The organism is Haliea salexigens DSM 19537, from assembly GCF_000423125.1.
Classification (GTDB): Bacteria; Pseudomonadota; Gammaproteobacteria; order Pseudomonadales; family Halieaceae; genus Haliea; species Haliea salexigens.
Genome location: NZ_AUHJ01000007.1, coordinates 147,755 through 173,503, shown reverse-complemented (window position 1 = coordinate 173,503; position 25,749 = coordinate 147,755). Strand labels below are relative to the sequence as shown.

The following is a 25,749-nucleotide window of genomic DNA, read 5'->3' as shown; positions in this document are numbered from 1 at the left end:
CCTGGCGGTGATAGTGGTGATGGCGTGGGGGATGGAGTCGTGAATAAAGAAAAGCGCGAGAAGTTGCGGGAGCTTGCACTGGAGGCAACACCAGGGGAATGGAAAGTGGCGTCAGACCTGCCCGCTTACGCCATATACACGGACTCTGGACGGAGAGTGGTACAGACGCCAAACCAGAACAATCGCAAGCAATGGGGACCTAGTTACGACACGCACGGGATTGATCGGCACTCTGACGCAGCCTACATAGCCGCCGCCAACCCAGTCGCAGTCCTCGCCTTACTGGACAGGATAGACAAGCTTGAAGCAGCCGCCGAGGTGGGGAGCGCGGAGCCCGTGGCGTGGGCTGTAGTGCACGGAGGTGTTGTGTCCGACATTGATATGACAAAGGCAGGCGCGCAGTCGCTTGCCGATGACTTCGATACTGTAGAGCCCCTCTACCGCCACCCGCCCAGCGCAGCCATTCCGGTGGCGCTAGAAAGAGACGAAAAGAAAGGCCGCGACTGGGAGTTTTACGCGGGAGGATGGAACGCGTGCCGTGATGCCATGCTCGCAGCCACAGGAGACAGCCACCATGAGTGACCTTGCTCGATACGGCTTGGAGTGGAGCGGCCCAAAGGACTTCGTATGTGTGCAAATGGAAGATGGCTACTGGACCCCGTGGCATATCGCGGAAGGATACATTGCCACACTCGAAGCCAAGCTCGCCGCTGCGGAGTCACGGCCAGCAGTGCCGGAGGGGTGGATACCTGTCACCGAGAGACTGCCAATAGACGATGAACTAGTGATGGTATTCATCCCCGGAGAAGACGGCGGGATTGACTTTGATTTCATTGAGGAAGGTGGTTGGTCTAACCACGAGAACAACTATCAGCACTTTATGGCCGTTGGTGGCTACAGTATTGGCGGCGAAGACTTCTCGGTAACCGGCCCGTCTGCTGAGGCCCCATACACCCACTGGATGCCCCTGCCAGCAGCCCCGCAGGGAGGTGGTGAGTGATTAAGTGCGAGTGTGGGTTTTACGACAGGGACAGGCCCCACAGCGCCGTGGGCGGCGGAAATTGCGATCATGTGACGCGCAGAAAGCTTGGCAAGCAGTGCTCCTGCTTGGACTACTGTGAGCGTAATGATCCACACTCTTCAAATCCAGCAGGCGCCTGCCGGATGCCGTCATCTGGTGACATCCACACGTGCAGTTACCACTGCAACCGACCAGAGTGCATCAAGGCGCAGCGGGATGAGCTACGCGACAGCCTCGCCGCTGCGGAGGCTGATGCGGGGCGGTTGGATTGGCTTGAAGAAAAACCGTATTGGGTGACAGTCCAGTCGCAGCCAAGCGGGGAGTTTATTCACAGCGGAAGCGGGCACGGTATACGCGCCGCCCTACAGGCCGCAACACAAAACCAGAAAGGAGGAAAAACATGAGCCAGAAGTACGAGCTAACAACGAACATAAAGATTCGCTTCGGCACAAAACTCTTTCAAATCCGCGCACTGGTTAGCTTTGGCAGTGTCAGTGAAGGCGAACTTGGCGGCTGGATTGAGAAAGAAAGTAACCTGAGTCACGAGGGCGATGCGTGGGTCTCCGGCGATGCGGTGGTCTACGGCAATGCGTGGGTCTCCGGCGATGCGCGGGTCTACGGCAATGCGCGGGTCTACGGCAATGCGCGGGTCTCCGGCGATGCAGACTTAGTGTGGATCAGCAAGGTGGGAAGCGAAAACGGCACTCTCACCGCAATGCGATCAAAAGAGGGTGGCATACAGGTGTCGCGCGGGTGCTTCGAAGGCTCTCTTGACCAGTTCGCGACTGCGGTAGAAGGGAGCCACGGGGACGGCCAGATTGGAGAGGAATACCGCCTTCTAATCCAGTTTATTCGGCTTCGCATGAGTCAGGATAAGGCACAGGGGGATAAGTGATGGATGACGAAATTAAAGAAGAGCTTCTGCTCGCGATCGAAGGCGCAGCCAACTACCTGCGCGGCATGTCTTTTGACCGCCGGCTGGTTGGAGATATTGCGGCAGCGTGTATCGCAAAAGCCACCGAGCTGGACGCCATCGTGGAAAAGCACCTAGAGGACGCCCCATGACCGACAGGGAGGTAGTGGAGCCATGAGCAGAGAGCAGGACAGGCGGAGGCTCGTAGACCAGTTCTACCGCAAGCACGGCCCCTGCTGTGCCGGGTGTGACTGGTGGCGGTTCCACAACTCGGTTGTGGGTGAGTGCACCAGGTCGGCGCCGGTGTCTGGTGGCGATAGGATAGCGATGCTGGGTATGGAGGGTTGCAGCTTGCCGGATCGTGCAGGCCACATCCTGACACCGAGGGATCACCTCTGCGGTGAGTTTATTGATACGCATGATTGGGAGGCGAAACAGTGATTGAGCAGGACAGGGGAGTGATAAAAAACCCGATACAGCCGATAGTGACCACAGCCAGCGGAGTTGTGAGGTTCAGGCAAAACGCGATCGTGAGTCACCTACTGGATTGGGCGACGGAACGAGGGATGGGGCTTAACCAACTTGCCGTGATGGACTTCACGAAAGACGACCGGCAGCAGCTCGCCCAGCTTATCGGGTACAGCCTATCCGGTTACGGCAGTCTGGATTATGTGGACGATGATTCATACTGCGCAGCCAGAGCAATGTTTGACGATGGATTGAGCGAGAAGGATGCCAGGATTGCCCACCTCGAGGGCGAGATTCACGAGCTGAGGACCGCGTTACTGAAACCTATGGCCCAACTGTTTGGGGTTCACCCGGAGGACCTGTCACGGAATATGGGCGACGCCGAGGACCAACAATGATAGGCGACAGGGAGCTACTGGAGGCTGCGGCAAGGGCTGGTGGGTATGTTCTGGAGTGGCGCGAGGACTACCAGTGCATGGAGTACCCGAACAAGCCCGACTTTTGCTGGAACCCCCTCGAATCAGACGCCGACGCCTTCAGGTTGATGGTGGATTGTGAGATTGATGTTGAATATCTCAACGAATCTATAGAAGCAAGCTGCTGGACGCGAGGCGCGTATTCAGACCTTTTGCGGGCAACAGAGACCTTCGGCACCGACAAACACGCAGCCACGCGCAGGGTAATCACAAGAGCGGCAGCAGCGATGGGAGATGACAATGCCAAAACGTAACCTAGCCGGAGAGCGGCACAACAGGCTGTTGGTTATCGAAAGAGCGCCAAGCATAAAAGGTCGGTCGGCGTGGCTGTGCCTTTGCGATTGCGGGACTAAAAAAGTTATCACTCAGTCGGACATTGTGACGGAGCACTCGAAAAGCTGCGGCTGCCTTAATGCAGAAGTCCGCAGGGAGAAGCCAATTAAACACGGCATGAACCGCACCCGCACATACGCTTGCTGGAACAATATGCGGTCAAGATGCGGTAATCCAAACCGGCCCGACTATAAAAACTATGGCGGCAGAGGGATACATGTTTGCGAGCGGTGGAGCGTTTTTGAAAACTTCCTTGAAGATATGGGGAAGATGCCAAAAGGGTTCTCCCTTGAAAGGATTGACGTAAACGGCAACTACGAACCAGGGAACTGCAAGTGGATAAAGCTGAAAGAGCAATATCACAACCAGCGCCGGACTGTGTTCGCCAGAGTCGGCGCCAGCAGAAAGGTATGCGTGGCGCGTCTTGCGAGAGAGATGGACGAGCCATATGAGCGGGTTCTTTGGGCAGTCAAGAGATACGGGGACGACTGGATGATGCACATAGAAAGAATGCGCGTCCGGGCTGCTGCGGCAATGAGTGAGGGGCAGGAAGGGTGAATTGGCTATCAGAAAAAGAGCTGTCCGAGTACACCAGGCGTGTAAAGCCATCGGCGCAGCGCAAGGTGCTGGACCGCGCCGGAATACCCTACAAGTGGGTAGACGGCAGGCCAGTTGTCTTGAGGGCCGACATTGGGCACAGTGACCGGTCTCGCCAATCCGTGAGGCTCAATTTCGCATGACGCCCAGGAAGCGCACCAAGGTCAATAGCGGCCTGCCAAAGAACTGGCGGCACAAGCATGGTGCGTACCACTATCGCGTCCCCAAGGGCGAAGAACACCGCTGGGACGGTAGAACAGAATTTAGGCTGGGTGCTACGCTGCACGAAGCCCACCGCGTCTATGCCATGCGCCAGGAGTTTCTGGGGTCCGTTCACACAATGGCTCAACTGTGCGACCGATACGCCATCGAGGTCATGCCCCTGAAGGCCCCGGCCACACAGAAGTCAAACCAGTACAGTTTGAAGCGCATTCGCAGGGTATTCGCAGACAACCCGGTGGACGCAATCAAGCCGCAGCACATCTACCAGTACCGGGATCGCATGGGTAAGGATGAGTCGCACAAGAAAGCGAACCTTGATCTTGAGGTGCTGAGCCACCTGTTCACCAAAGCGATTGAATGGGGTGCCAGGGGCGATCACCCGATGGCGGGGAAGAAGGTGGTCAAGTACAGCCTGAAGGCCAGGAAGCGGTATGTGTCGGATGACGAACTGGTGGGGTTCGCCGCCACACTCCCGGCCAAGTGGCAGTTGTTCGTGTCGCTGGCGGTATGGACCGGGCGGCGTAAGGCAGAACTGCTGAACCTGAAGCGGTCGGATCTGACGGACCGAGGGATATTGTTCCACAACGTCAAGCGCGACGGTGACAGCTTTGTGGTCGGCTGGACCGATGAACTGCGAGTGATTGTGGACAGCATCCTGAAGCACCGGGAGAGGGTCAGCGCATTGCACCTGTTCCATACTAGAGATGGGCAACCCTACATCCGAGCGGATGGCTCGGCATCTGGCTTTGATTCCATCTGGCAGCGGTACATGCGGCGCTGGGCCGATGCGGGTAATGAACGGTTTACCCTGCACGATCTGCGGGCAAAGCGGGCATCTGATCTGACTTTGGATCAGGCCCAGGCACTGCTGCGTCACACCACTGCATCAATGACCCAGAAAACGTATCGGAGAAAAGCGGATGTGGTGGAGATTTGACCGCCGTCACAAATTTTACCGTGCAATTCTATGGGACAGTTGCGGTGTATGGGACAGTGGCACCGGGGCAATGCCCCGAAAGCCGCGTAAATGGTGGGCCGTGCTGGATTCGAACCAGCGACCAATTGGTTAAAAGCCAACTGCTCTACCAACTGAGCTAACGGCCCCGAGGGAGGTGCGTATAGTACGGATTTGACAACAAAACTCAAGTGCTTTTTACGCTAACGCCCGCAATAATCCCGCTATGGCCGGTAACGCGTCGGGTCGGCAACGCCAGCCTGCAGGAAACCGTCGCGCCGCAGCCGGCAGGCATCGCAGCGGCCGCAGGCCAGGCCTTCGTCGGTCGCCTGATAGCAGGAGACGGTGAGCGCGTAATCGACGCCCAGGCCGATACCTGCAGCAATGATTTCGGCCTTGGACAGATGCATCAACGGCGTGTGCAGGGCAAGTCGCCGCCCTTCCACGCCGGCACGGGTGGCGAGATTGGCCATTTCCTCAAAGGCGGTAATGTAGGCCGGGCGGCAGTCGGGGTAGCCGGAGTAATCCACGGCGTTCACACCAATGAAAATAGCCTGGGCATCCAGCACCTCGGCCCAGCCCAGCGCAATGGACAGGAACACGGTGTTACGTGCCGGCACATAGGTCACCGGTATTCCTGTTGTCGCCTCCTCGGGCACGGCGATGTCCGGATCGGTCAGCGCAGAACCGCCAATACTATCGAGGTTGAGGGTGACCACCTTGTGCTGCACATCGGGGTGCGCCGATGACACACGCTGCGCTGCGACCAATTCGGCGCGATGGCGCTGCCCGTAGTCAAAACTCAACGTGTAGCATTTATAGCCCTGCCGCAACGCCATGGCGAGCACTGTCGTGGAATCCAGGCCGCCGGAGACCAGGATGACCGCTCGCTGCCCCGTGCCCGGGCGCTCAGTGACCGGGCTCATCGTTCCACAACAGTTTGTGCAGCTGCAGCTGCAGGCGCACGGGCAGGTTATCGGCGAGAATCCATGCCGCAAGCTCGCGCCCGTGCAGTTGGCCATGACTGGGGGAAAACAGCACGTCCGACACGCGCTGCGCCAGGTTGTACTCATCCAGCTTGAAGCGCGCCCACTCGTAGTCCGCGCGGTCGCAAATCACGAACTTCACCTGATCGTGAGGTGTGAGTTGCTGGACGTTGCTGTAGTCATTGCGATGGGCCTCTTGGGAGGCGGGTGTTTTCAGGTCGAGCACTTTCACCACGCGGGGATCAACCTCACCCACCGGCAACGCGCCGGAAGTCTCCAGCGAAACCTCGTAACCGACATCGCACAGCGCGGACAGCAGCGGCAGACAGTTTTTCTGGGCCAGGGGTTCGCCACCGGTCACCGTCACATAACGCGGCCTGTATGCAGCCACTTCGGCCAACACCCCGGACAGCGCGCGCAGCTCGCCGCCATTGAAGGCATAGGCGGTATCGCAGTAAACGCAACGCAGCGGGCACCCGGTGAGCCGCACGAACACGGTAGGCAGGCCCACGGTACGCGCTTCGCCCTGTAGTGAGTAGAAGATCTCGGTGATCCGCAGCGTGGGATCGCCGGCGGCATCAGGAGCCAAGCCGGCGCTGGTCGATAAGGTACTTGTCATGGGCTGACCGGGGTCAGTAGTTCTCGTTGATGAAGTCCTGGGCAAGTTTCACCGCCGCACTATTGGAGGCACCATACTCATTGATGACGCGATCAAAAAACTCGCGGGCGCGATCCCGATTCCCCTTGGTGAAGTGGATCTTGCCCAGCTTGAACAGGGCATCGGGAACCTTGGAGTCGGCAGGATACAAATCAAGCAGCAACATAAAGGACTGCCGCGCGGACTCTACATCGGGTGGGGTCGTAACCAGGTACAGCTCACCCAGCCAGTAGTGTGCATTGGGGGTGAAGCGGCCTGCGGGGTAATCGCGCAGGAACTGCTGGAAGGCACTGACGGCCTCATCAAACTTCTGCCCGCGCACCAGCGCATAGGCCGCCTGGTAGGCCGCCGCCTCGCCGGGCTGCTCCGTTGTGCCAGCAGCGCCAGCGGCCTCGGGACGAGAGGCTGGTGCCGCAGCCGAATCCACCGCAGCGGGGCCGGCTGTTGGCAGTTCTGCACCATCGACCGAACCACCGGCCAACAGGCTAAGACGACGGTCAATATCGAGATAGCGTTCCAGGCTCTGGCTCTTTAGAGTGCGCAGTTCGTGAGCCTGCTCTTCGACAACCCCGTTGAGGCGCATGACCTCCTGCTGCAACTGCTGTACCTGCAGCATTAACTGCCCGGCATTGCCGCCAGCAGCGGCAACAGGCGCCGGCGCGGCCGGAGCCATTGTGGACGCGGTCTGTTCCGGGCTGGTCGCCGTGCCGATGCCATAGCTGGTAACCGGATAGGCTTGTGCCGGCTGGGCACCCTGCCCCGCCGAACGGGACGCAGGCGCGGAACTTGCCGCACGACCCTCGGCCGCGGCGCGCTCCGCTTCCACGTCTATGTAGTCCTGGGCTTGTGCCAGAACGCAGAACGGGCCGACCACAAGGGCCAGCCCGTTTGCCAGTAGCGTTCGAGTGAACGCTTTGCCGAACAACCGCATGCGCTACCCGCGCCTTACTTCAGCTCAACGCGACGGTTCTGGGACCAGTTGGCCTCGCCGGAACCGTAAGCGATGGGCTGTTCTTCGCCGTAGCTGACCGTTTCGATACGGAAGCTGGCGATGCCGTTGACGACCATGTAGTCGCGCACCGTGTTGGCACGACGCTCACCCAGAGCCATGTTGTACTCGCGGGTACCGCGCTCGTCGGTGTGCCCTTCCAGGCGCACACTGCGGTCGTTGGTGCGCAGCAGCTCGATGTGCGCGTCAAGCGCTGCCTGCGCCTGGGGCTTCAGGGTGGAGCTGTCGTAATCGAAATAGAACACATTCCCTACTGCGGTCACGGCGTCCTGCAGGCGCTGCTCGGCCATCGCCGCGTCTTCCAGCGCTGCGCGCTCGGCCGCGGAACGTGCCGCAGCCTCTGCAGCAGCGGCATCGGCCGCAGCGGAATCGTCCTTGGTGTCCTTGCTAGAACAGGCGACCAGAAACACTGCCGCGAAGAGCAGGGTCAGCACCTTACCGGCAACAGTCAGTTGTTTCATTGCTTTGCTTTCCTTCGAATAGATGAATGACATTGGCTACTAAAGCCGCGTTAGCGGCTCATATATGGTGACCATGCCGGTTCACGGACATCGCCTTCGCGCGCCGGTAAACGGAATTTCACGCCTCCGTCCACGGATACTGCAGCCAGAATGCCACGATCCCCGGACTTGGTGCCATACAATACCATAGAGCCATTGGGCGCGATACTGGGACTTTCATCCAGATCAGTGCTGGTAAGGATCTGCAGGCGGTTGGTGACGAGGTCCTGGAGGGCGATATGAAACTGCCCCCCCGCCTGATGCACCATAACCAGGTTGCGCCCGTCCTGGGCCACGCGCGCCCGGGCATTGTAGCTGCCTTCATAGGTCAGGCGTTCCGTCGCCCCGGTGCGCAGGTCGTAGCGGTAGATCTGCGGGCGTCCACCGCGGTCCGAGGTAAACAGGATGGAGCGGCCATCCGGCATCCAGGTGGGCTCGGTGTCGATGGCGTAGTGCCGGGTCAACTGCGTGAGTTCGCGGGTGCGCAAATCCATCAGGTAGATATCCGGGTTACCGTCTTTCGACAGCACCATGGCCATGGAATTACCGTCCGGCGACCAGGCCGGTGCGCCGTTCAGGCCACGGAAGTTGGTGAGCTGCACCCGCGCACCGCTGGCCAGCTCCTGACGATAAATAGCAGGGCGGCTGGTCTCGAACGATACGTAAGCGATGTGTTTGCCGTCCGGTGACCAGGACGGCGCCATGATCGGCTCGCGCGACTCCAGCAACACGATGGGGCGCGCGCCGTCGGAATCGGACAGGGTCAGGCGGTAGAAGTCCTTGCCACCGGGATTGCGGGTGACGGACACATACAACAACCGCGTGGCAAAGGCGCCGGGAATACCGGTGAGCGTTTCATAGACTTCATCGGCAACGCGGTGAGCCAGCATGCGCGCTTCATTGACATGCCCCTCCTCATAGCCACTAAGCACCCGGGCCTGGCGATTGACATCGAAGAGCTCGTACTCGATACGCATCTGCACCTGGCCGGTCACCGAGGCTCGGCCGATGAGGACATATTCGGTGTTGATCGCCCGCCAGTCGCGGTAGAACACTTCCTGCTGTGTTGAGGGACGCGCCAGCATGTCGCCGCGCCCGACCGGGTCGAACTGACCACTGCGCGCCAGGTCGTTGTCGATCACCTGCGCCACATCCTCGGGGGCGGATCCGCCGCCCTGCCAGGCAAAGGGCACCACGGCGATCGCAGTGGGGTTGTCCATGCCCTGGGTGATCTCGATGACCAATTCAGCCCGGGCGCTTATGGTTGCCAGCGCGACCACGGTCGCTACCAGCACTGCTGTCAGGTGTTTCATCAGTAACGTAGATCCTCTGGTCGGAAAAGCAGGCGAAAGCGCCTGAAGTTCTGTTCAAATTCCCGGGGTGGCAGGTTCTTCAGCTCCGGAAAATTGCCGGCACGCTCGACCGCGGCAATCGCCGAGCGATCAAAGGCGGTGTCACCACTGCTGCGCAACACACTCACACTGACCACTTCGCCCGTGGGTATCAACTGTATGGACAACAAAACCTCCATACCGTTGCGCGCAGTAGGCGGGCGGCTCCAGCGCTGCTCGACGGTCTGGCGAATCAGCGAGGCATAACTCGCTGCCAGTTCCGCCGCAGCCGCCGCTGCGCGCGCCGCCTGGGCCGCCGCCTCACGTTGGGCCGCTTCCTGCCGCGCCTGTTCGGCCAGCTCCTGCGCCGTGGGCCCCTTGGGTTCGGGCTTGGGTTCTGGCTTGGGCTTGGGTTTCTCTGCCGGCTTCGGCGTGGGCTTTGGTTCCGGCTTCGGCGCCGGCTTGGGGGCGGGCTTCGGTTCGGGTTTTGGCTTGGGCTTTACCACCGGCTTGGGTTCTGGCTTGGGTTCCGGCTTCGGCGGCGGCTTGGCGACGGGCTTGGGTTCCGGTTTCGGCGCGGGCTTCGGCTGCGCCTCGGCGAGCGTTACCAGCGTGGCGTTAATGACTTTCGGTGCCGGCTTGGGCTTGACCAGGCGCTCGTCGGAGAAGGTCCAGTTTGCCGCCAACAGAAAGATGACCAGCGCGTGTAACGCCAGGGTAGCCAACGCAGGGCGCAGGATGATGCGCGGCGTGGCCGGCTTGGCGTACAACGAGTTCACTGCGGTGGCTCTGTCACCAGTCCAACGCTGGGTGCACCGGCTTCCTGCAGGGCCGCCATCAGAGTCACCACCTCACCGTAGGGCACAGCGCGATCCCCCCATACCAGCACCGGTTTCTCCGGGCTGCGGCGCATGACCGCACCCACCCGCAGGGTAATCGTGGCCAGCGATAGCGCCTGGCTTTCTTCCTCACCCAGGTTCAGGAACAACTGCCCTGTACTATCGACCGAGATGATCAACGGCTCACTATCCTGGTTTTCCACCGGGTCGGCGTCGGCAGTGGGCAAGTCGACCTGAACCCCCTGCATCAGCATGGGCGCCGTGACCATGAATATGATGAGCAACACCAGCATGACGTCGATATAGGGCACGACATTGATGTCGGCCATGGCACGGTGCTTGTCGCGCGATCTGGACACGGCGGCGGTTATCCGGCTTTCCGGTCGCGCGAGCGCAGCGCATAGGCCTGCCGGTAGAGGATGCTGGAAAACTCATCCACAAACGTGTCGTAGCGATTCAGGAAATTGTCCATGCGGTTGGAAAACCGGTTATACGCCAGCACGGCGGGGATGGCGGCAAACAAACCCATGGCCGTTGCGATCAGTGCCTCCGAGATCCCGGGGGCAACCGTGGCCAGGGTTGCCTGGGTGGCGTTGGCCAGGCCGCGGAATGAATTCATGATCCCCCACACCGTGCCGAACAGACCGATGTAAGGACTGGTGGAGCCCACGGAAGCCAGGAACGACAGGTGTTTCTCCAACCGCTCTTCCTCACGCAGCATGGCTACGCGCATGGCGCGGCGGGAGCCCTCGATAACCGCCTCTGAGTCCATTTCGGACTGCTTGGCCAGCCGTGAGAACTCCTTGAACCCGGCGCGGAAGATGCTCTCCATGCCGACAATGAGCGTGCCGCTGTCGGCGCGCTCGTTGCCTTCCCGGTAAAGCTGGGAGAGATCTATGCCCGACCAGAAGCGCTCTTCGAAGTCGTACATGTCCTCGCGGCTATTGCGGAAATAGATAAAGCGCTGAACGATCATGTACCAGGAGGCCATGGACGCCAGCAGGAGCGTCAGCATCACCAGTTTCACGGTGACACCGGCTTCCATAATCAGGTGGACAATACTTAATTGCGCTTCCAAGTGTCGGGCTCCCCCTCAGTGAACCTGCGCCTGGCGCAGGGTATCCAGCATGGTGCGTGGCAAACGCTGCGGCTGCAGTGAACTGCGGCCGACACAGGCAAGCGTGACTCCGGCGGACGCCAGCAGTTCACCGTCGCGACACACATCCTGCTGCAGGATCATGGTGGCGCCACGCACCGCCTGCAGCTGCACCTTGACCTGCAGTTCATCGTCCAGGCGTGCCGGCCGGTGGTAGCGAACGCTCACCTCGTGCACCACGAACATCAGGTCGTGATTGAAAATGTAATCCTTGCCAAAGCCGAGACTGCGCATGAACTCTGTCCGGGCGCGCTCCATGAATTTCAGGTAATTGACATAGTAGACAATGCCACCGGCGTCGGTGTCTTCTATGTAGACGCGCAGCTTAATCGAAAATTCCGCTGTGCTCACGCGCTGTTGTCCTGTTCGGGCGCCAATGGTAATTGTGCCGAATCCGGGTGGCTGGCGGCCGGCAGGCCAAAGTGCAGGTAGGCACTGCGCGTGACCATGCGCCCACGCGGCGTGCGCACCATGTAGCCCTGCTGGATCAGGTAGGGCTCAAGTACATCCTCGATGGTGCCCCGCTCCTCGGAAATGGCGGCTGCCAGGCTGTCGACCCCCACCGGACCACCGTCGAATTTCTCAATCATGGCCAGCAACAGGCGGCGATCCTGGTGATCGAAACCGCGGTGATCGACGCTCAACATGTCCAGGGCGTGATCCGCCACCTCGGCGGTGATGTGGCCGTCGGCCTTCACTTCGGCGTAGTCGCGCACCCGGCGCAACAGCCGGTTGGCTATACGTGGCGTACCCCGCGCCCGGCGCGCAATCTCCAGCGCACCGTGACTGTCCATGCCGATACCCAGGATGGCCGCAGACCGCGCCACAATCTGTGCGAGGTCCTCGACCTGATAGAACTCCAGGCGCTGCACAATGCCGAAACGATCCCGCAGGGGTGAGGTCAACAACCCCGCCCGCGTGGTGGCACCCACCAGCGTGAACGGCGGCAGGTCGAGCTTGATGGAACGCGCCGCGGGGCCCTCCCCGATCATGATGTCGAGCTGGTAGTCCTCCATCGCGGGGTAGAGGATTTCCTCGACCACGGGGCTGAGCCGGTGAATCTCGTCGATGAACAAGACATCGCCCGGCTCCAGGTTGGTCATCAACGCCGCGATGTCCCCTGCCTTTTCCAGCACCGGCCCCGAGGTCGTCTTCAGTGACACACCCATTTCATTGGCGATGATACTGGCCAACGTGGTTTTACCCAGCCCGGGCGGGCCGAAGACCAGTGTGTGATCCAGCGGCTCGCCGCGCCCGCGCGCCGCCTGCAGAAAAATAGCCATCTGGTCGCGCACGGCGGGCTGACCAACGTACTCCGCCAGCGTTTTCGGGCGGATGGCGCGGTCCAGAGCTTCCTCACGGTCCCCTGTCACCTGCGGAGCCAGCAAACGGTCGGTCTCGATCATCAGCGCTGCACCACGGCTTTCAGGGCGCGACGGATAAGCACCTCACTGTCTGCCGCCTCGTCGTCATCCACCGCGGCGACCATGCGCGCGGCCTCAGCTGGCTTGTAGCCAAGCGCAATCAAGGCGCCCTCGGCATCTGCCACGCGGCTGCTGGCAGGCGACCAGGCGGCCGCGGGCTGCCCGGCATCCGCTCCCGCCCATTGGCCCAGCCAGGGCTTGAGCTTGTCGCGCATTTCAACCAGCAGGCGTTCGGCGGTTTTCTTGCCTACACCGGGCAGCGCGACCAGCGCCGACAGATCATCGCGCTCGACGCAGCGGGCAAAGGCGACCGCATCCATACCGGAGAGAATCGTCAGTGCCAGCTTGGGACCGACGCCGCTCACTTTGACCAGTTGCCGGAACAGCGCGCGGTCGCGCTCATCGATAAAACCATACAGAAGCTGTGCGTCTTCCCGCACCACAAAATGTGTCAGCAGGGTCACGTCAGCGCCGACCTCGGGTAACTGGAACAGGGTGCTCATCGGCACCTGGATGTCGTAGCCGACACCACCTACGTCCACCAGAATGTCCGGGGGCTGCTTGTAGACCAGAGTGCCACGAATCCTGCCAATCATTCCTGCGGTTGCCTCCTAGCGCATGCGGCGCCGGCGCACCGCGGTGGCGCCGGCAATGTGTATCATACTTTGTTGACTGTGCGCGTGACACAGAGCGGCCGCCAGGGCATCGGCGGCATCTTCCTGGGGGTTGGCGGGAAGCTTCAACAAGACTTTCACCATGTGCTGCACCTGGGCTTTATCGGCCGCGCCGGTGCCCACCACCGCCTGCTTGATCTGTCGCGCTGAGTACTCGGCGACCGCGAGATCATGGGCAACACAGGCGACAATCGCCGCGCCGCGCGCCTGCCCGAGCTTCAGCGCCGAGCCGGCGCTTTTGGCCATGAACACCTGCTCGATGGCGAGCTGTGCAGGACAGTGCAGCTGCACCAGCTCAGTAACACTGTGGTAGATAATGCGCAGGCGCTCGGCCAGCTCACCCGCCGGCAGGCGAATCACGCCGCTGGTGATGTATTCACTGCGCCCGGAAACGTGATTGATGATACCAAAGCCCGTCTTGCGGGACCCGGGGTCAATCCCGAGGATGACCGCCATAGTGTGCTCCGAGCGCTGCGTTGAAACCAGAGTCTGTATAAATTTACAGTATTATGAACCCGGTTCCAACCAGCGCACAAGGTGCCCCGGCACTCAGTCAGTGCCCGCCACGCGCGCCTGCCGCAGGCGGATATTGAGCTCTTTCAGTTGCGCCTCGTTGACATCGCCGGGGGCATCTGTGAGTGCGCAGTGCGCGGTCTGGGTTTTCGGGAACGCAATGACATCGCGAATGGACTGCGCGCCGGTCATCAACATAACCAGCCGGTCGAGGCCGAACGCCAACCCGCCATGCGGAGGGGCGCCGTATTGCAGCGCCTGCAACAGGAAGCCGAACTTCTCTTCCGCTTCCTCGTCACTGATACCGAGAATGCGGAACACGGCCTGCTGCATGTCGCGTTGGTGAATACGCACACTGCCACCGCCAAGCTCGGTGCCGTTGAGCACCATGTCATAGGCGCGGGAAAGCGCTGCTGCCGGGTCGGCCGCCAGTGCTTCCGGCGAACAGGAGGGCGCGGTGAACGGGTGATGCAGCGGCGTGAGCGCGCCGGCACCATTCTCTTCGAACATGGGGAAATCGACCACCCAGAGTGGCGCCCAGCCTTCGCTCACCAGGCCCTGATCCTGAGCCACTTTCAGGCGCAGGGCACCGATGGACTCATTCACCACCGAGGCCTTGTCGGCGCCAAAGAAGATGATGTCGCCATTTTCCGCCTGCAGGCGCTGCATGAGCTCTGCCACCACCGCCTCTGGCATGAACTTCAGGATCGGCGACTGCAAACCTTCCACACCGGCGGCGAGGTCGTTGACCTTGATCCAGGCGAGACCGCGCGCACCGTAAATGCCCACGAAACGCGTGTAGTCGTCGATCTCTTTACGACTGATACTCGCACCACCCGGCACCCGCAGCGCGGCGACGCGCCCCGCCGGGTCATCGGCGGGGCCACGGAACACCTTGAAATCGACCTGTTGCATGAGGTCATCAATGCTCACCAGTTCCAGGTCGATACGCAGGTCCGGCTTGTCGGAACCGAAACGCTCCATCGCCTCGGCCCAGGACATGCGCGGAAATTCCCCCAGATCTACTGCCAGCACCGATGTAAACAACTGCCGCACCATGCGCTCGGTGATCGCCATGATACCGTCCTCGTCCATGAACGAAGTTTCGATGTCGATCTGGGTAAATTCCGGCTGGCGGTCGGCGCGCAGGTCTTCGTCGCGGAAACACTTGGCCACCTGATAGTAGCGATCAAATCCCGAGACCATCAGCAATTGCTTGAACAGCTGCGGTGACTGCGGCAGCGCAAAGAACTGGCCGGGGTGCGTGCGGCTGGGAACCAGGTAGTCGCGGGCACCCTCCGGCGTTGCGCGCGTAAGGATCGGGGTTTCAATGTCCAGAAAGCCTTCGCCGTCCAGAAAGTTGCGCACCGCCGTGGTAATTTTGGCGCGCAGGATCAGGCGGTTCTGCATTTCGGGCCGACGCAGGTCCATATAGCGATACTGCAGGCGAACGTCCTCTCCCACCTGGGTGTGCTCATCCAGCTGGAATGGTGGCGTGGCTGCGGCGTTGAGGATTTCCAGCTCCTTGCCCAACACCTCAATCGCACCCGTAGCCATAGCCGGGTTCACGGTGGCCTCGGCCCGGGCACGCACGCGCCCTTTCACGCAGAGTACATACTCGCTGCGCACACGGTCTGCCGCACGAAAATGCTCTTCGGTGTCGGGGTCGAACACCACCTGCACAATACCGCCGCGATCGCGCATATCGAGAAAAATCACGCCACCGTGGTCGCGGCGCCTGTCCACCCAACCGCAGAGCGTAACTGTTTGATCAATGTCGGCCGTGCCCAGGGCGCCGCAATAGTGACTGCGCATAATTCCGTTTCCGTGTGTGTCAAATGAGGCCCGGGGGCCGAGAAGCTAACTGGCCGGCTTGGCCTCGCTGGCCTTCGCGCTGGCACTGCCGCTGTCCGCTGATGCGGCAGTTGAGGCAGGCGCCGAGCTCTTGTCGTCGCCGCCGGCAACCAGATTCTTCTTGCCGCCGGTCTTGAAGTCAGTTTCATACCAACCGCCGCCTTTCAGGCGGAATCCGGCTGCAGAGACTTTTTTACGCAGTTCCGCCTTGCCACAGGCGGGGCAATCCACCAGCGGCGCATCACTGATTTTTCGCAGGGCCTCGTGCAGATGGCCGCAGGCCTGACACTGGTACTCATATATTGGCATTTTGTGTACTCACCAGTAGGAAAGAGGGCGCAAAAAATGGAGGCGCGGATTTTACCCCAAGGCAGGGCGCAGGCCAATACCGCAAAAGCCGGAGTAAAACAAGGAGGGAAACGAGCCCCTGCACCGGAGCGTGCAGAGGCGGAAGTAGCGGAGACCCGCCCCCGGTGCAGGGGCGGGGCAGTCAGGCCGTACTCAGCTGTCAGCGAAGTCCTTCATTTTCTTCAGGGGGCGCACTTTAACCGCAACGCTGGCCGGCTTGGCTGCGAAGGTGGTTTCCTCGCCCGTGAAGGGGTTGATGCCTTTGCGCGCCTTTCTGGCGGGCTTCTTCACGGTGGTGATTTTCATCAGGCCCGGCAGGGTGAATTCACCTACCGCGCGCTTCTTGAGGCTACGCTCCATCAGTGATTCCAGCTCGCCCAGCACGTCGCCCACCTGTTTCTTGCTCAGGGTGGTGCTCTCAGCGATGGAGGCCACAATCTGGGTTTTGGTGAGTTTTTCCTTGATCAGCGGTGCAGCCTTCTTCGCAGGTGCAGCGGCTTTCTTCGCCGGTGCCGCCTTGCTGGCTACTTTCTTGGCCGCCGCTTTCTTGGCAGGTGCTTTTTTCGCTGCTGCTTTTTTCGTCGCCATAGTCTTTAAACCTTCGTTTTGTTAAGTAGGGACCCGCGTACAAGCCACACTGACTGCTGCCACTCGCGCGACAACACCGCTGCCAACAGGCTTACTGCAAGATATTAACCATGAAACGCTGCAATACAAGGGTTTTCGCGACACGAGAGCGAAAAAAACGCTGTTTTAACTGCGTTTTGCTCCGTTTTGGCGCACCGGGGGCGCAAAGTGGCGCCCGGACGCGGCAAGCACCTCCCCGGGAGCGCTGTACCGCAGCGCCCTTCAGACGTAAACTGAGCCGCTCGTAAACCCTGCCCTGGAACCCTTGCATGCGCACCAGCCAATACCTGATCAGCACCCAGAAAGAGACGCCCGCCGATGCGGAGGTCATCAGCCACCAGTTGATGCTGCGCGCGGGCCTCGTACGGAAACTCGCTGCCGGGCTGTACACCTGGCTACCGCTGGGACTGCGCGTATTGCGCAAGGTAGAGCAGGTGGTACGCGAGGAAATGGATGCCAGCGGAGCGCTGGAGGTGAGCATGCCGGTGGTGCAGCCAGCAGAGCTGTGGCAGGAGTCCGGCCGCTGGGAGCAGTACGGGCCGGAGCTGTTGCGTATACAGGACCGCCACCAGCGCGACTTCTGCCTCGGGCCAACGCATGAAGAAGTGATCACGGACCTGATCCGCAACGAAGTCAAAAGCTATAAACAGCTGCCACTGAACCTGTACCAGATTCAGACCAAGGTGCGCGATGAGATCCGCCCGCGGTTTGGCATCATGCGCGGGCGCGAATTCCTGATGAAGGACGCCTATTCGTTCCACATCGACCAGGCCTCGCTGGAAACCACCTACCAGACCATGTACCAGGCCTACAGCAACATCTTCAGCCGCCTGGGGCTTGAGTTCCGGCCGGTAATTGCCGACAACGGCAGCATTGGCGGCAGCGGCTCCCACGAGTTTCATGTGCTGGCCAACGCCGGCGAAGATGCCATCGCTTTCAGTGATGGCAGTGACTACGCGGCGAATATCGAGATGGCCACAGCGCTGCCACCCAGTGGTGAACGGAATCCGCCCGGCGCCACCCTGAGCGAGGTCCCCACACCCGGCGTGCGCAGTATTGAAGACCTCACTGCCCTGCTTGGGGTGCCGGCGACGGCGACCGTCAAGACACTCGTGGTGCAGGGCACCGAGCCCGGCTCGCTGGTCGCCCTGGTGCTGCGCGGCGACCACACATTGAACAGCGTGAAGGCGGAAAAACTCGCAGACGTGGGCAACCCGCTAACCCTGGCAAGTGAGGAGGCGGTGCGCGCTGCCTGTGGCGCCGGCTTCGGCTCCCTCGGCCCGGTTGGCCTGTCACTGCCGACCATCGTTGACCAAAGCGCTGCGCAGCTCGCTGATTTCAGCTGTGGCGCAAATCGCGACGACGTGCACCTGACTGGCGTGAACTGGGAACGGGACTGCCCGCTGGGCCGGGTTGAGGACTTGCGCGAAGTGGTGGAGGGCGACCCCAGCCCCGACGGCAAGGGCCATTTGCTGATACGTCGCGGCATTGAAGTCGGTCACATCTTTCAGCTGGGGCGCAAATACAGCGAAGCCATGCACGCTACCGTGCTGGACGAGCAGGGCAAGAGCGCCACCATGAGCATGGGCTGCTACGGCATTGGCGTGAGCCGCATAGTCGCCGCGGCCATCGAACAGAACCACGACGAACGCGGCATCATCTGGCCCGCCGCCATGGCCCCTTTCCAGCTGGTTCTGGTGCCCCTCAACATGCAAAAGTCCGCCGCGGTGGCCGAATGCGCAGAAGCGCTCTACACGCAGTTTCGCGCAGCGGGCGTCGATGTCCTGCTCGATGATCGCAACGAACGGCCGGGGGTCAAGTTCGCCGACATGGAACTGATCGGTATCCCCCATCGCCTGGTCATCGGTGACCGGACCCTCGCCGAGGGGCAGCTGGAGTACAAGGGTCGCCGCGACGAGGAAGCCACCCTGCTGCCGCTGGCCGACGCGCTGCCGCGCGTGCTCGAGCGCCTGCGCAGCTGATGCGGAGCCGGTGCGCCGGCGGGGCTCGCGGGCTGGCGACGGCGGTTTTCGCCCTCATCCTTGCGCTCGCCCTTGGCCACAACGCCCAGGGGCAACCGGAAGACCCGGCAGAGCGCGAGGCCCTGCGCATCTTCCTCAACGAGACCATCAACAGTACCCACAGCTTTCAGGATCGTTACGATGCCGAGGTCTGGCTGGTCGACATGTCGGCGCGGCTGGCCCGCTTTATCAATGACCCCGAAGAGCGCCTTCTTATTCTGCGCCAAGTGCACTCGGCGGCAACGCGGGCCTCACTGCCCCCCGAACTGGTGCTTGCGGTTATCGAAGTGGAAAGCCACTTCGATCGCTTCGCCATTTCGCGGGTAGGTGCCCAGGGGATGATGCAGGTGATGCCGTTCTGGAAAAACGAGATCGGCCGCGCGGAGGACAACCTCACCCTGAACCGCACCAACTTCGAGTACGGTAGCCGTATCCTGCAATTTTATCTGAAACGGGAAAAGGGTGACCTGCACCGCGCACTGGCGGCCTACAACGGCAGCCTGGGCAGCCGTCGCTACAGCAACAAAGTGTACGAAGCCTGGTCCCGGCGCTGGCGCACAGCCCCTCTGCCCTGGTAAGCCGCTAACAGCGAAACTCACCCGGTGGTCGTCCGGTCCACTTCTTGAATGAGCGGTGAAATGCGCTGGGGTCGCTGAATCCCAGCGCTTCGGCCACGTCAAATATGGAAAGATGCGACTGGCGCAACAGGCGGATGGCGCGGTCACGCCGGGCTGTATCTTTTATTCTCTGGTACGAGGTGCCCTCGCTCTCCAGGCGCCGGCGCAAGGTACGGGCCGACATGTTCAGGTGCACTGTCAACGCCGTGAAGCTGGGCAGCGCGGCGTCCGGGGCGTTGTCTATGAGCACCCGGATACGGCGGGCTACGCTGTCGTGGCAGGCCTCGGGCGCGTACAACAGCAGGTAGGGTGCCAGCGCCATGAATTCTGCGAGCTGACACTCGTCACGAACGATCGGAGCCTCCAGGTGCCTGACGCTGAATGTCACAGTATTGGACGAGGCATCGAACCGCACCGGACCGGGAAAGAAATGACGCAGCGCGTCGTCACGCGCCGGCGCCGGACCGGCACAACTGGCGCTGACGACATCAATCTCCTGCCCGATCATCCAGCCACAGAATCGCAGCCAGATGGCCAGCCCCGCCAACACACGGTGCTGATGGCGCGCCGGTACACCCGTGCCCAGATACGCTAGCGTGGCATGGCGGCCGCTGTCCTGCACCCACAGGCGGTTCTCCTGCGGCAGCCGGCCCCGCGCACGACAGCTGGCATTGAATTCAATGGCCCGTTGCATGGCCGTGCCCAGCGCACCACCGCCAAGCATGCCCAGGGCCAGCATGCGCAGCGTACCGGGCGGCGTCACGGCGTCCGGCATGGCGCCGAAGGTTTCGTCCGCCAGTTGTCGCGAAACCACCGTGCACAGCCTGCTGTACTGCCGCGGTGTCATACAGCCGGCCGGAGACGCGGCCCTCAGCGGGTCCACGGGAACCCCGGCTTCAATGAGCAGGCGCCCCTGCGCTACGCCCGCCTGTTGCATGGTCCTGAACAGGCTCATGACCATTGGGGCGGGTACCACTTCGGACGGGAACTTCGGCGTGACCGACGCAGGGCGATTGCTCACACGACACTCCGCACAATTCTGGAACCCGAAGTATAGGGTGCGGTCGCCGTGAAACCCAAGCGCGCCGCCGCGGTATTTGACAAGCTTCGCGTGCCTGCCCACTATGCGCTCCTATACGCAGCCTCAGGCAAACCCACTGCGATGACCGACATAGCACAATTGAGCAAGTGGAACCGCGATCTTTCGCAGGCGATTTCCGCACTCGGTACCGATGCATTTTTCCCCGCACTCATCGCCGCCATCCAGGGTCAGGTTAGCTTCGACTACCCGCAAGTCTGGCTCTATCACAAGGACCTGCCGCCGCAGGTGCTCTACCACGAGATACCCGACAACGCACTGGCCTCGCAGGTAGACACGTATCTCGACGGGCCCTACCGGGAGGACCCCTTCTACCAGACCTCCATGAATCAGCCGCGCTCAAAGTTCTACCGCTTGTCGCGCATCACGGCGGGCAAATTGCGGGAAACACAGTATTATCGCGACTACTACGCCGACACGGGCACCGTGGACGAGGCTATTTACCTCTCGCGTCTGCGCGGCAGCAACGTGATCAACGTGTGCATGATGCGCCTGCCGCGTCACGGCGCATTCACTGAACAGGACTACGAAACCCTCTACCTGCTGGCAGAGCCGATTTCGGAGCTGATCAAGTCCCACAGTGAACACGACGATTTCGCGGTCACCCACCTTATCCAGCCAGGCATCGACCACCAGGTGGACCTCGCCTTCCGCACCTTCGGCGCCTCACTGCTGTCACCGCGGGAAAAGGATGTACTCGAACTGATGCTGCGCGGCTACGGCACGGATACCTCCGCAGACCGCCTGGGCATTGCGCTGGAGACGGTGCGCCGGCACCGCAAAAGCATCTACCGCAAGCTGGATGTCAGTTCGCAAACCGACCTGTTTTCGCTGTTTATCAATTCACTCACTTGCCTCGGCCAGGCCGCGGGTGACGATCCCTTGCGCATCTACATGGCGCCCTCGCAATGATTGGGCGGACGCAAGTACGTGACCTGCCCCGGGTGGGGCATTGAAGCCCGGAGCGACTTTGCCGATAGTGCCGCTTTACACGATTGAGTCGCGGTGTCCGAATGTCCCTTGAAGCCGACTGGTTCCTGCGGGCCCACCCGGAGATTACCACCGTCGAAGCGCTGTTGCCCGACTGTAACGGCATCATGCGCGGCAAGTGGCTACCAAGGCATAAACTCGGCAAAATCTTCGACGGCGAGCTCAAACTCCCCAAAACCGCGCTGAGCCTCGACATCTGGGGCCGTGATGTCGAGGAACTGGTGTTTGCCTCCGGCGATGCCGACGGCATCTGCCGCCCCGTTGAGGGGTCGCTGCTGCCGACACCCTGGTCACCCGGCGGACAGCACGGGCAAATCATGCTGTCCATGTTCGATGCCGACGGCATGCCCTACCTCGGCGACCCGCGCCATGTGCTCAAACAGGTGGTATCGCGCTTCCAGGAAGCCGGCTGGACGCCCGTAGTGGCCGCCGAACTGGAATTCAGCCTGGTGCGCTGGGACAACGTGGTACCTCTGCACACTTGCCCGTCACCCGCCGGTGGCTCGCCCGTCGGTGGCAACATGTACGGGCTGGATGTACTGAATCAGCACCAGCAGATGATGGAAGACCTGCGCGTCGCCTGCGAACTGCAGGACCTGCCCTTTGACGGCGTGGTCAAGGAGTCCGCGCCATCCCAGTATGAAATCAATATGCAACATGTGCCCAGCCCGGTACTCGCCGCCAAACAGATCCTGATGATGAAGCGCCTGATCAAGGGTGTTGCGCACCAGCATGGACTGGTCGCCAGCTTCATGCCCAAGCCCTTCGAGGACGAAGCGGGCAACGGCATGCACGTCCACGTGAGCATGCTCGACGCGCAGGGCAGAAACGTCTTTGACGACGGCACGGAAAGGGGCTCGACGCTGCTGCACCAGGCGATTGCCGGCTGCCTGCAGCACATGAGTGACTCGATGATCATTTTCTCACCCGGCTACAACGGCTACCGTCGCTTCCAGCCGGGCACCCACGCACCCACCTACCCCAGCTGGGGTTATGAGAATCGCACGGTTGCCGTGCGGGTACCCGCGGGCTCCCACGCGGCAAGACGCCTTGAACACCGGGTGCCGGGCGCCGACGCCAACCCTTACCTGCTGCTCGCTGTCATTCTGGCTTCCATGCTGGAGGGCATCGAAACGCAGGCCTCGCCGGGCAGCCCCACCCGCGGTGATGGCTACGCACAGAAGAATGGCTCGCTGCCGGGTTATATGCACGAGGCACTGGACCAGTTCCGCAACTCCGACTTCATCCGCTCGTCGCTCGGTGGCGAAATGCAACGCATTTTCACCCTCACCAAGGAACAGGAAGTAGCCGAATTCCGCCGCCGTGTTTCGCTGCTGGAATACCAGTCCTATCTAGAGCGCACCTGAGCCGGGGAACCTCCACTGGTGCCCGCGGTCCAAAGCGTTATGACGCCTACTGACGTCACCTGCCAGTCGTTACCTCCCGCAACGCAGTATACTGATGCCATGATTACCGTTTTTGCCCGCCAACTGTGTCGTGCCGCAACCCGCTTGCTGGCCGCCGGGCTGCTGTGTCACGCCGGCCTTGTCGTTGCGGAACCCGTTGGCATGGCGGATTGTCTGGCCGGGATGGGTGCGCAGCAGCGGCAGGCGGCTGTACCGCTTGGCCCGGACATACAAATCGTGAGCTGGAACATACAGAAAGCCGGCAACCCCGGCTGGGCGGAAGATTTGCAGCTGTTTGCCACCGGTGCAGAACTCGCCTTTCTGCAGGAGGCGTCGGTATCAGCGGCTATCCCAGGCAGAGTGCCCGAAGCCAAGTTCCTGGCTTTCGCGCCCGGCTACCGCAACGCCAGCGATGTGACCGGCGTACTCACGCTGAGCCGCTACCCGCCGAGCCTTGAATGCGACTTTTCCTCAGTGGAGCCCCTGTTGCAAACACCGAAGGCAACTTCGGTAACAGAGTATCCGCTGGTGGGCCGGGATGAGCGGCTGCTGGCCATTAATATTCACTCGGTGAATTTCAGCTTTGGCCTGCAGCGCTACCGAGAACAGCTACACGCGCTATCCATACTGATCAACCGACATAAGGGCCCCGTGCTGATCGCGGGCGATCTCAACACCTGGAACAGCAACCGACTCGCGGCGCTCGATGACTTCATGGCGGAGCACGACCTGAGCCCGGTCACGTTCATGCCGGACCTGCGCACCACCGTGTTCGGCAACGTGCTGGATCATATTCTGGTCCGTGGCCTGCAAACCGCATCCGCCGTGGCGATACCGGTGGACAGCTCAGACCACAACCCGCTATTGGTAAGACTGCGGCTTCCATGAGCAAGACTTTTTCACCGTGACAAGCTAGTATGCCTTTCCCTGTTTTCATCTGCCTGAGCACTGCACTCCATGCCCGAGAAAGCTGTTAAACCCGCCTTGATTCCCGTCAACACGGTGATCTTCGTTGGCTTCCCGCTACTGGCCTTGATCCTGGTTCCCCTGTGGGGCTTTTACCAGGGGTTTTCCGCAGCCCAGTGGGTCTGGGCGCTGGTATTCCTGTACCTGAACGGCCTGTCAATCACCGGTGGTTACCACCGCCTGTGGGCGCACAAAGCGTATGAAGCCCATCCTGCGCTGCGCTGGTTTTTTGCCCTGTGGGGTGCGGGCGCGCTGCAGAACAGCATCCTGATCTGGGCGTCCGACCACCGTCGGCACCACCGGCATGTGGATGACAACGAGCAGGACCCCTACTCCGCGGGACGTGGCCTGTGGTTCAGCCATATGGGCTGGATGCTGCGCAACTACCCCAGCGGCGAGAACGACTTCAGCAACGCTCGGGACCTCGAGCGTGACCCCATCGTCATGTGGCAGCACCGCCACTATGTGGCCGTGACCACCTTCATGAACCTGGGCCTGCCCCTGCTGCTCGGGCTGGCGCTGGGCGATGTTATCGGCACGCTCCTGCTGGTCGGGCTGTTGCGCCTGGTAGTCAACCACCATGTCACATTCTTCATTAACTCGCTGGCGCATTTCTGGGGCAGCCGCCCTTACACCGAGTCCAACAGTGCACGGGACAACGGCTTCCTCGCTTTCCTCACCTACGGTGAGGGCTACCACAACTACCACCATATTTTTCAGAACGACTACCGCAACGGCATTCGCTGGTGGCAGTGGGATCCGACCAAATGGATGATTCGGCTATGTGCCACCCTCGGCCTGGCCAACAACCTGGTGAAGGTACCGGACTTCCGCATCCAGCGCGCCCTGCTTGACACCCAGTTTGCTCGTGCGCGCCGGGAACTGGAAGCAAAAGCGGGCGACGAAACACTGCGCGAACTGCTGGAGCGCGAATATCAGCTGTTTACCGAATCGGTGAACCAATGGCGGGCGCTGCAATCCGAGCGCTATGAGCGCAAGGTCGCCGGCATCGGCGACGCACTGGAGGCGCGCCGCCTGCAGATGCTGGACAAGTGGGAACACGCCACGCTGCGCTCCCGGCTGCGAGAGCTGGAGTATGCCCTGAAGAACCAGCGCAAGCGGCTGGGCATGCTGTTGCAGCAGTTGCAGATGCCTTCTCCAGCGGGCGTCTGATCTCCCTCGCCCTGCGGTGCGTAACAAGCCCCTACCGGCGGGACTGCGCTACACTGCTGCATCCCGCCCTGACAAGGAGACGCCCGATGACCGAATCACTTTATGACTTCACCTGCGCAATGCCCAGTGGCAAGGCTGCCACCCTGGAAGACTACCGCGGCAAGGTAGTGCTGGTGGTCAACACCGCGTCCAAGTGCGGTTTCACGCCTCAGTTCGCGGGGCTGGAGAAGCTTTTTGAAACCTATCGCGAACGCGGCTTCACCGTTCTCGGCTTTCCCTGTAACCAGTTCGGCAAACAGGACCCGGGCAGCAACGACGAAATCATGGAATTCTGCCAGGTCAACTATGGTGTCAGCTTCCCCATGTTCGCCAAGGTCGATGTCAATGGCGCCACAGCCGACCCGCTGTTCCAGCACCTGAAAAAACAGGCACCCGGCGCACTCGGCTCCCAGGGCATCAAGTGGAACTTCACCAAATTCCTCATCGACACCGAGGGCAAGGTGGTCAAGCGCTATGCACCCACCACCCGCCCGGAGGACATCGCCCGCGACATCGAAACCCTGCTGCCCTGAG

32 protein-coding genes and 1 tRNA gene are annotated in these 25,749 nt (G+C 61.3%); 16 read left to right on the top strand and 17 right to left on the bottom strand.

What is annotated here, in order from left to right; genetic code table 11:
* The first annotated feature begins 39 nt into the window (after positions 1-39).
* The 9 genes from G533_RS0110035 (at position 40) to G533_RS0109995 (ending at position 4,967) form a co-directional block, all read left to right on the top strand.
* Positions 40-582, top strand: coding sequence for an ead/Ea22-like family protein (locus G533_RS0110035; protein ID WP_144079845.1), 543 nt, complete (start codon positions 40-42; stop codon positions 580-582).
* Entirely contained in the window at positions 575-1,000 is a 426-nt protein-coding gene (locus G533_RS0110030) for a DUF551 domain-containing protein (RefSeq protein ID WP_027949840.1), read from the top strand. Before G533_RS0110035 ends, G533_RS0110030 begins: the two co-directional genes overlap by 8 nt.
* Before the next feature lie 421 nt (positions 1,001-1,421).
* Positions 1,422-1,916 (top strand): hypothetical protein, encoded by a 495-nt coding sequence (locus G533_RS24790; RefSeq protein ID WP_027949839.1) that lies wholly within the window; start codon positions 1,422-1,424, stop codon positions 1,914-1,916.
* Complete coding sequence (locus tag G533_RS24785; RefSeq protein WP_158413407.1) at positions 1,916-2,086, top strand: hypothetical protein; 171 nt, start codon at positions 1,916-1,918, stop codon at positions 2,084-2,086. The genes G533_RS24790 and G533_RS24785 overlap by 1 nt, the downstream gene beginning before the upstream one ends.
* A 285-nt stretch (positions 2,087-2,371) precedes the next feature.
* Positions 2,372-2,800: a hypothetical protein gene (locus G533_RS25010; RefSeq protein ID WP_051230181.1), complete on the top strand. Its 429-nt coding sequence runs from the start codon at positions 2,372-2,374 to the stop codon at positions 2,798-2,800.
* Positions 2,797-3,132: a hypothetical protein gene (locus tag G533_RS0110005; protein ID WP_027949837.1), complete on the top strand. Its 336-nt coding sequence runs from the start codon at positions 2,797-2,799 to the stop codon at positions 3,130-3,132. Before G533_RS25010 ends, G533_RS0110005 begins: the two co-directional genes overlap by 4 nt.
* The gene (locus G533_RS24515) at positions 3,119-3,769 is read left to right on the top strand and encodes a hypothetical protein (protein WP_144079844.1); all 651 of its coding nucleotides are present in this window, start codon (positions 3,119-3,121) and stop codon (positions 3,767-3,769) included. The genes G533_RS0110005 and G533_RS24515 overlap by 14 nt, the downstream gene beginning before the upstream one ends.
* Positions 3,766-3,951 carry a DUF4224 domain-containing protein gene (locus G533_RS25340; RefSeq protein ID WP_084638920.1) on the top strand — a complete coding sequence of 62 codons (186 nt, stop codon included), beginning with the start codon at positions 3,766-3,768 and terminating at the stop codon, positions 3,949-3,951. Before G533_RS24515 ends, G533_RS25340 begins: the two co-directional genes overlap by 4 nt.
* Positions 3,948-4,967, top strand: a complete 1,020-nt coding sequence (locus G533_RS0109995; RefSeq protein ID WP_035527450.1) for a tyrosine-type recombinase/integrase — start codon at positions 3,948-3,950, stop codon at positions 4,965-4,967. Before G533_RS25340 ends, G533_RS0109995 begins: the two co-directional genes overlap by 4 nt.
* A 91-nt stretch (positions 4,968-5,058) precedes the next feature.
* Here the strand turns inward: G533_RS0109995 and G533_RS0109990 are convergent.
* From G533_RS0109990 to G533_RS0109915, 16 genes are all read right to left on the bottom strand, one after another.
* Positions 5,059-5,134 (bottom strand) — tRNA-Lys (locus G533_RS0109990).
* A gap of 75 nt (positions 5,135-5,209) precedes the next feature.
* Positions 5,210-5,911 carry a 7-cyano-7-deazaguanine synthase QueC gene (gene queC, locus G533_RS0109985; protein ID WP_035527447.1) on the bottom strand — a complete coding sequence of 234 codons (702 nt, stop codon included), beginning with the start codon at positions 5,909-5,911 and terminating at the stop codon, positions 5,210-5,212.
* Positions 5,895-6,590: a 7-carboxy-7-deazaguanine synthase QueE gene (gene queE, locus G533_RS0109980; RefSeq protein WP_051230179.1), complete on the bottom strand. Its 696-nt coding sequence runs from the start codon at positions 6,588-6,590 to the stop codon at positions 5,895-5,897. Before queE ends, queC begins: the two co-directional genes overlap by 17 nt.
* Positions 6,591-6,603: 13 nt before the next feature.
* Entirely contained in the window at positions 6,604-7,560 is a 957-nt protein-coding gene (gene ybgF, locus G533_RS0109975; RefSeq protein WP_051230178.1) for a tol-pal system protein YbgF, read from the bottom strand.
* A gap of 14 nt (positions 7,561-7,574) precedes the next feature.
* Positions 7,575-8,099, bottom strand: coding sequence for a peptidoglycan-associated lipoprotein Pal (gene pal, locus G533_RS0109970; RefSeq protein WP_027949832.1), 525 nt, complete (start codon positions 8,097-8,099; stop codon positions 7,575-7,577).
* A 50-nt stretch (positions 8,100-8,149) separates the two neighbouring features.
* Positions 8,150-9,451 carry a Tol-Pal system beta propeller repeat protein TolB gene (tolB, locus tag G533_RS0109965; protein ID WP_051230177.1) on the bottom strand — a complete coding sequence of 434 codons (1,302 nt, stop codon included), beginning with the start codon at positions 9,449-9,451 and terminating at the stop codon, positions 8,150-8,152.
* Positions 9,451-10,248 carry a cell envelope integrity protein TolA gene (tolA, locus tag G533_RS0109960; protein ID WP_240472413.1) on the bottom strand — a complete coding sequence of 266 codons (798 nt, stop codon included), beginning with the start codon at positions 10,246-10,248 and terminating at the stop codon, positions 9,451-9,453. Before tolA ends, tolB begins: the two co-directional genes overlap by 1 nt.
* Positions 10,245-10,637, bottom strand: coding sequence for a protein TolR (tolR, locus tag G533_RS0109955; protein WP_035527546.1), 393 nt, complete (start codon positions 10,635-10,637; stop codon positions 10,245-10,247). The genes tolA and tolR overlap by 4 nt, the downstream gene beginning before the upstream one ends.
* A gap of 38 nt (positions 10,638-10,675) precedes the next feature.
* The gene (gene tolQ, locus G533_RS0109950) at positions 10,676-11,386 is read right to left on the bottom strand and encodes a protein TolQ (protein WP_027949828.1); all 711 of its coding nucleotides are present in this window, start codon (positions 11,384-11,386) and stop codon (positions 10,676-10,678) included.
* 15 nt (positions 11,387-11,401) lie between these two features.
* Positions 11,402-11,815 (bottom strand): tol-pal system-associated acyl-CoA thioesterase, encoded by a 414-nt coding sequence (gene ybgC / locus G533_RS0109945; protein ID WP_027949827.1) that lies wholly within the window; start codon positions 11,813-11,815, stop codon positions 11,402-11,404.
* Positions 11,812-12,870 (bottom strand): Holliday junction branch migration DNA helicase RuvB, encoded by a 1,059-nt coding sequence (gene ruvB, locus G533_RS0109940; protein ID WP_027949826.1) that lies wholly within the window; start codon positions 12,868-12,870, stop codon positions 11,812-11,814. The genes ybgC and ruvB overlap by 4 nt, the downstream gene beginning before the upstream one ends.
* Positions 12,870-13,484: a Holliday junction branch migration protein RuvA gene (gene ruvA, locus G533_RS0109935; RefSeq protein ID WP_027949825.1), complete on the bottom strand. Its 615-nt coding sequence runs from the start codon at positions 13,482-13,484 to the stop codon at positions 12,870-12,872. The genes ruvB and ruvA overlap by 1 nt, the downstream gene beginning before the upstream one ends.
* Positions 13,485-13,499: 15 nt before the next feature.
* Entirely contained in the window at positions 13,500-14,018 is a 519-nt protein-coding gene (gene ruvC, locus G533_RS0109930; protein WP_027949824.1) for a crossover junction endodeoxyribonuclease RuvC, read from the bottom strand.
* A 93-nt stretch (positions 14,019-14,111) separates the two neighbouring features.
* Complete coding sequence (gene aspS, locus G533_RS0109925) at positions 14,112-15,890, bottom strand: aspartate--tRNA ligase (RefSeq protein WP_027949823.1); 1,779 nt, start codon at positions 15,888-15,890, stop codon at positions 14,112-14,114.
* Between the two features lie 45 nt (positions 15,891-15,935).
* Entirely contained in the window at positions 15,936-16,238 is a 303-nt protein-coding gene (locus G533_RS0109920; protein ID WP_027949822.1) for an FmdB family zinc ribbon protein, read from the bottom strand.
* A 192-nt stretch (positions 16,239-16,430) separates the two neighbouring features.
* Positions 16,431-16,865: an HU family DNA-binding protein gene (locus tag G533_RS0109915; RefSeq protein ID WP_027949821.1), complete on the bottom strand. Its 435-nt coding sequence runs from the start codon at positions 16,863-16,865 to the stop codon at positions 16,431-16,433.
* Between the two features lie 308 nt (positions 16,866-17,173).
* Here G533_RS0109915 and G533_RS0109910 point away from each other — a divergent pair, with 308 nt between their 5' ends.
* Positions 17,174-18,886 carry a proline--tRNA ligase gene (locus G533_RS0109910; RefSeq protein ID WP_027949820.1) on the top strand — a complete coding sequence of 571 codons (1,713 nt, stop codon included), beginning with the start codon at positions 17,174-17,176 and terminating at the stop codon, positions 18,884-18,886.
* Positions 18,886-19,503 carry a transglycosylase SLT domain-containing protein gene (locus tag G533_RS0109905; protein ID WP_051230176.1) on the top strand — a complete coding sequence of 206 codons (618 nt, stop codon included), beginning with the start codon at positions 18,886-18,888 and terminating at the stop codon, positions 19,501-19,503. The genes G533_RS0109910 and G533_RS0109905 overlap by 1 nt, the downstream gene beginning before the upstream one ends.
* 4 nt (positions 19,504-19,507) lie before the next feature.
* Here G533_RS0109905 and G533_RS0109900 read toward each other — a convergent pair whose 3' ends face one another.
* The gene (locus G533_RS0109900) at positions 19,508-20,563 is read right to left on the bottom strand and encodes an AraC family transcriptional regulator (RefSeq protein ID WP_144079843.1); all 1,056 of its coding nucleotides are present in this window, start codon (positions 20,561-20,563) and stop codon (positions 19,508-19,510) included.
* Between the two features lie 141 nt (positions 20,564-20,704).
* Between G533_RS0109900 and G533_RS0109895 the strand changes: the two genes are divergently transcribed.
* The 5 genes from G533_RS0109895 (at position 20,705) to G533_RS0109875 (ending at position 25,748) form a co-directional block, all read left to right on the top strand.
* Complete coding sequence (locus G533_RS0109895) at positions 20,705-21,553, top strand: helix-turn-helix transcriptional regulator (RefSeq protein ID WP_027949817.1); 849 nt, start codon at positions 20,705-20,707, stop codon at positions 21,551-21,553.
* A gap of 101 nt (positions 21,554-21,654) precedes the next feature.
* A complete protein-coding gene (locus G533_RS0109890) occupies positions 21,655-22,998 on the top strand; it encodes a glutamine synthetase family protein (RefSeq protein WP_027949816.1) in 1,344 nt (447 codons plus the stop codon).
* A gap of 99 nt (positions 22,999-23,097) precedes the next feature.
* A complete protein-coding gene (locus G533_RS23490) occupies positions 23,098-23,925 on the top strand; it encodes an endonuclease/exonuclease/phosphatase family protein (protein ID WP_051230175.1) in 828 nt (275 codons plus the stop codon).
* A gap of 69 nt (positions 23,926-23,994) precedes the next feature.
* On the top strand, positions 23,995-25,176 hold the full coding sequence (locus G533_RS0109880; RefSeq protein WP_027949815.1) for an acyl-CoA desaturase: 1,182 nt from the start codon (positions 23,995-23,997) through the stop codon (positions 25,174-25,176).
* Between the two features lie 86 nt (positions 25,177-25,262).
* Complete coding sequence (locus G533_RS0109875; RefSeq protein ID WP_027949814.1) at positions 25,263-25,748, top strand: glutathione peroxidase; 486 nt, start codon at positions 25,263-25,265, stop codon at positions 25,746-25,748.
* The last annotated feature ends 1 nt before the right edge of the window (position 25,749 follow it).

Bases quoted from the DNA above. Each gene is read 5' to 3' on its own strand.
- pal (WP_027949832.1), bottom strand. From the start codon at position 8,099: ATGAAACAACTGACTGTTGCCGGTAAGGTGCTGACCCTGCTCTTCGCG.
- G533_RS24515 (WP_144079844.1), top strand. From the start codon at position 3,119: ATGCCAAAACGTAACCTAGCCGGAGAGCGGCACAACAGGCTGTTGGTT.
- G533_RS24790 (WP_027949839.1), top strand. From the start codon at position 1,422: ATGAGCCAGAAGTACGAGCTAACAACGAACATAAAGATTCGCTTCGGC.
- G533_RS0109895 (WP_027949817.1), top strand. From the start codon at position 20,705: ATGACCGACATAGCACAATTGAGCAAGTGGAACCGCGATCTTTCGCAG.
- ybgF (WP_051230178.1), bottom strand. From the start codon at position 7,560: ATGCGGTTGTTCGGCAAAGCGTTCACTCGAACGCTACTGGCAAACGGG.
- G533_RS0109910 (WP_027949820.1), top strand. From the start codon at position 17,174: ATGCGCACCAGCCAATACCTGATCAGCACCCAGAAAGAGACGCCCGCC.
- G533_RS0109880 (WP_027949815.1), top strand. From the start codon at position 23,995: ATGCCCGAGAAAGCTGTTAAACCCGCCTTGATTCCCGTCAACACGGTG.
- tolR (WP_035527546.1), bottom strand. From the start codon at position 10,637: ATGGCCGACATCAATGTCGTGCCCTATATCGACGTCATGCTGGTGTTG.
- G533_RS0109905 (WP_051230176.1), top strand. From the start codon at position 18,886: ATGCGGAGCCGGTGCGCCGGCGGGGCTCGCGGGCTGGCGACGGCGGTT.
- G533_RS0109875 (WP_027949814.1), top strand. From the start codon at position 25,263: ATGACCGAATCACTTTATGACTTCACCTGCGCAATGCCCAGTGGCAAG.
- G533_RS0109920 (WP_027949822.1), bottom strand. From the start codon at position 16,238: ATGCCAATATATGAGTACCAGTGTCAGGCCTGCGGCCATCTGCACGAG.
- queE (WP_051230179.1), bottom strand. From the start codon at position 6,590: ATGACAAGTACCTTATCGACCAGCGCCGGCTTGGCTCCTGATGCCGCC.
- G533_RS0109995 (WP_035527450.1), top strand. From the start codon at position 3,948: ATGACGCCCAGGAAGCGCACCAAGGTCAATAGCGGCCTGCCAAAGAAC.
- G533_RS23490 (WP_051230175.1), top strand. From the start codon at position 23,098: ATGATTACCGTTTTTGCCCGCCAACTGTGTCGTGCCGCAACCCGCTTG.
- G533_RS0109890 (WP_027949816.1), top strand. From the start codon at position 21,655: ATGTCCCTTGAAGCCGACTGGTTCCTGCGGGCCCACCCGGAGATTACC.
- ruvC (WP_027949824.1), bottom strand. From the start codon at position 14,018: ATGGCGGTCATCCTCGGGATTGACCCCGGGTCCCGCAAGACGGGCTTT.
- ruvB (WP_027949826.1), bottom strand. From the start codon at position 12,870: ATGATCGAGACCGACCGTTTGCTGGCTCCGCAGGTGACAGGGGACCGT.
- G533_RS0110030 (WP_027949840.1), top strand. From the start codon at position 575: ATGAGTGACCTTGCTCGATACGGCTTGGAGTGGAGCGGCCCAAAGGAC.
- queC (WP_035527447.1), bottom strand. From the start codon at position 5,911: ATGAGCCCGGTCACTGAGCGCCCGGGCACGGGGCAGCGAGCGGTCATC.
- G533_RS0109915 (WP_027949821.1), bottom strand. From the start codon at position 16,865: ATGGCGACGAAAAAAGCAGCAGCGAAAAAAGCACCTGCCAAGAAAGCG.
- ruvA (WP_027949825.1), bottom strand. From the start codon at position 13,484: ATGATTGGCAGGATTCGTGGCACTCTGGTCTACAAGCAGCCCCCGGAC.
- G533_RS24785 (WP_158413407.1), top strand. From the start codon at position 1,916: ATGGATGACGAAATTAAAGAAGAGCTTCTGCTCGCGATCGAAGGCGCA.
- tolB (WP_051230177.1), bottom strand. From the start codon at position 9,451: ATGAAACACCTGACAGCAGTGCTGGTAGCGACCGTGGTCGCGCTGGCA.
- G533_RS0110005 (WP_027949837.1), top strand. From the start codon at position 2,797: ATGATAGGCGACAGGGAGCTACTGGAGGCTGCGGCAAGGGCTGGTGGG.
- aspS (WP_027949823.1), bottom strand. From the start codon at position 15,890: ATGCGCAGTCACTATTGCGGCGCCCTGGGCACGGCCGACATTGATCAA.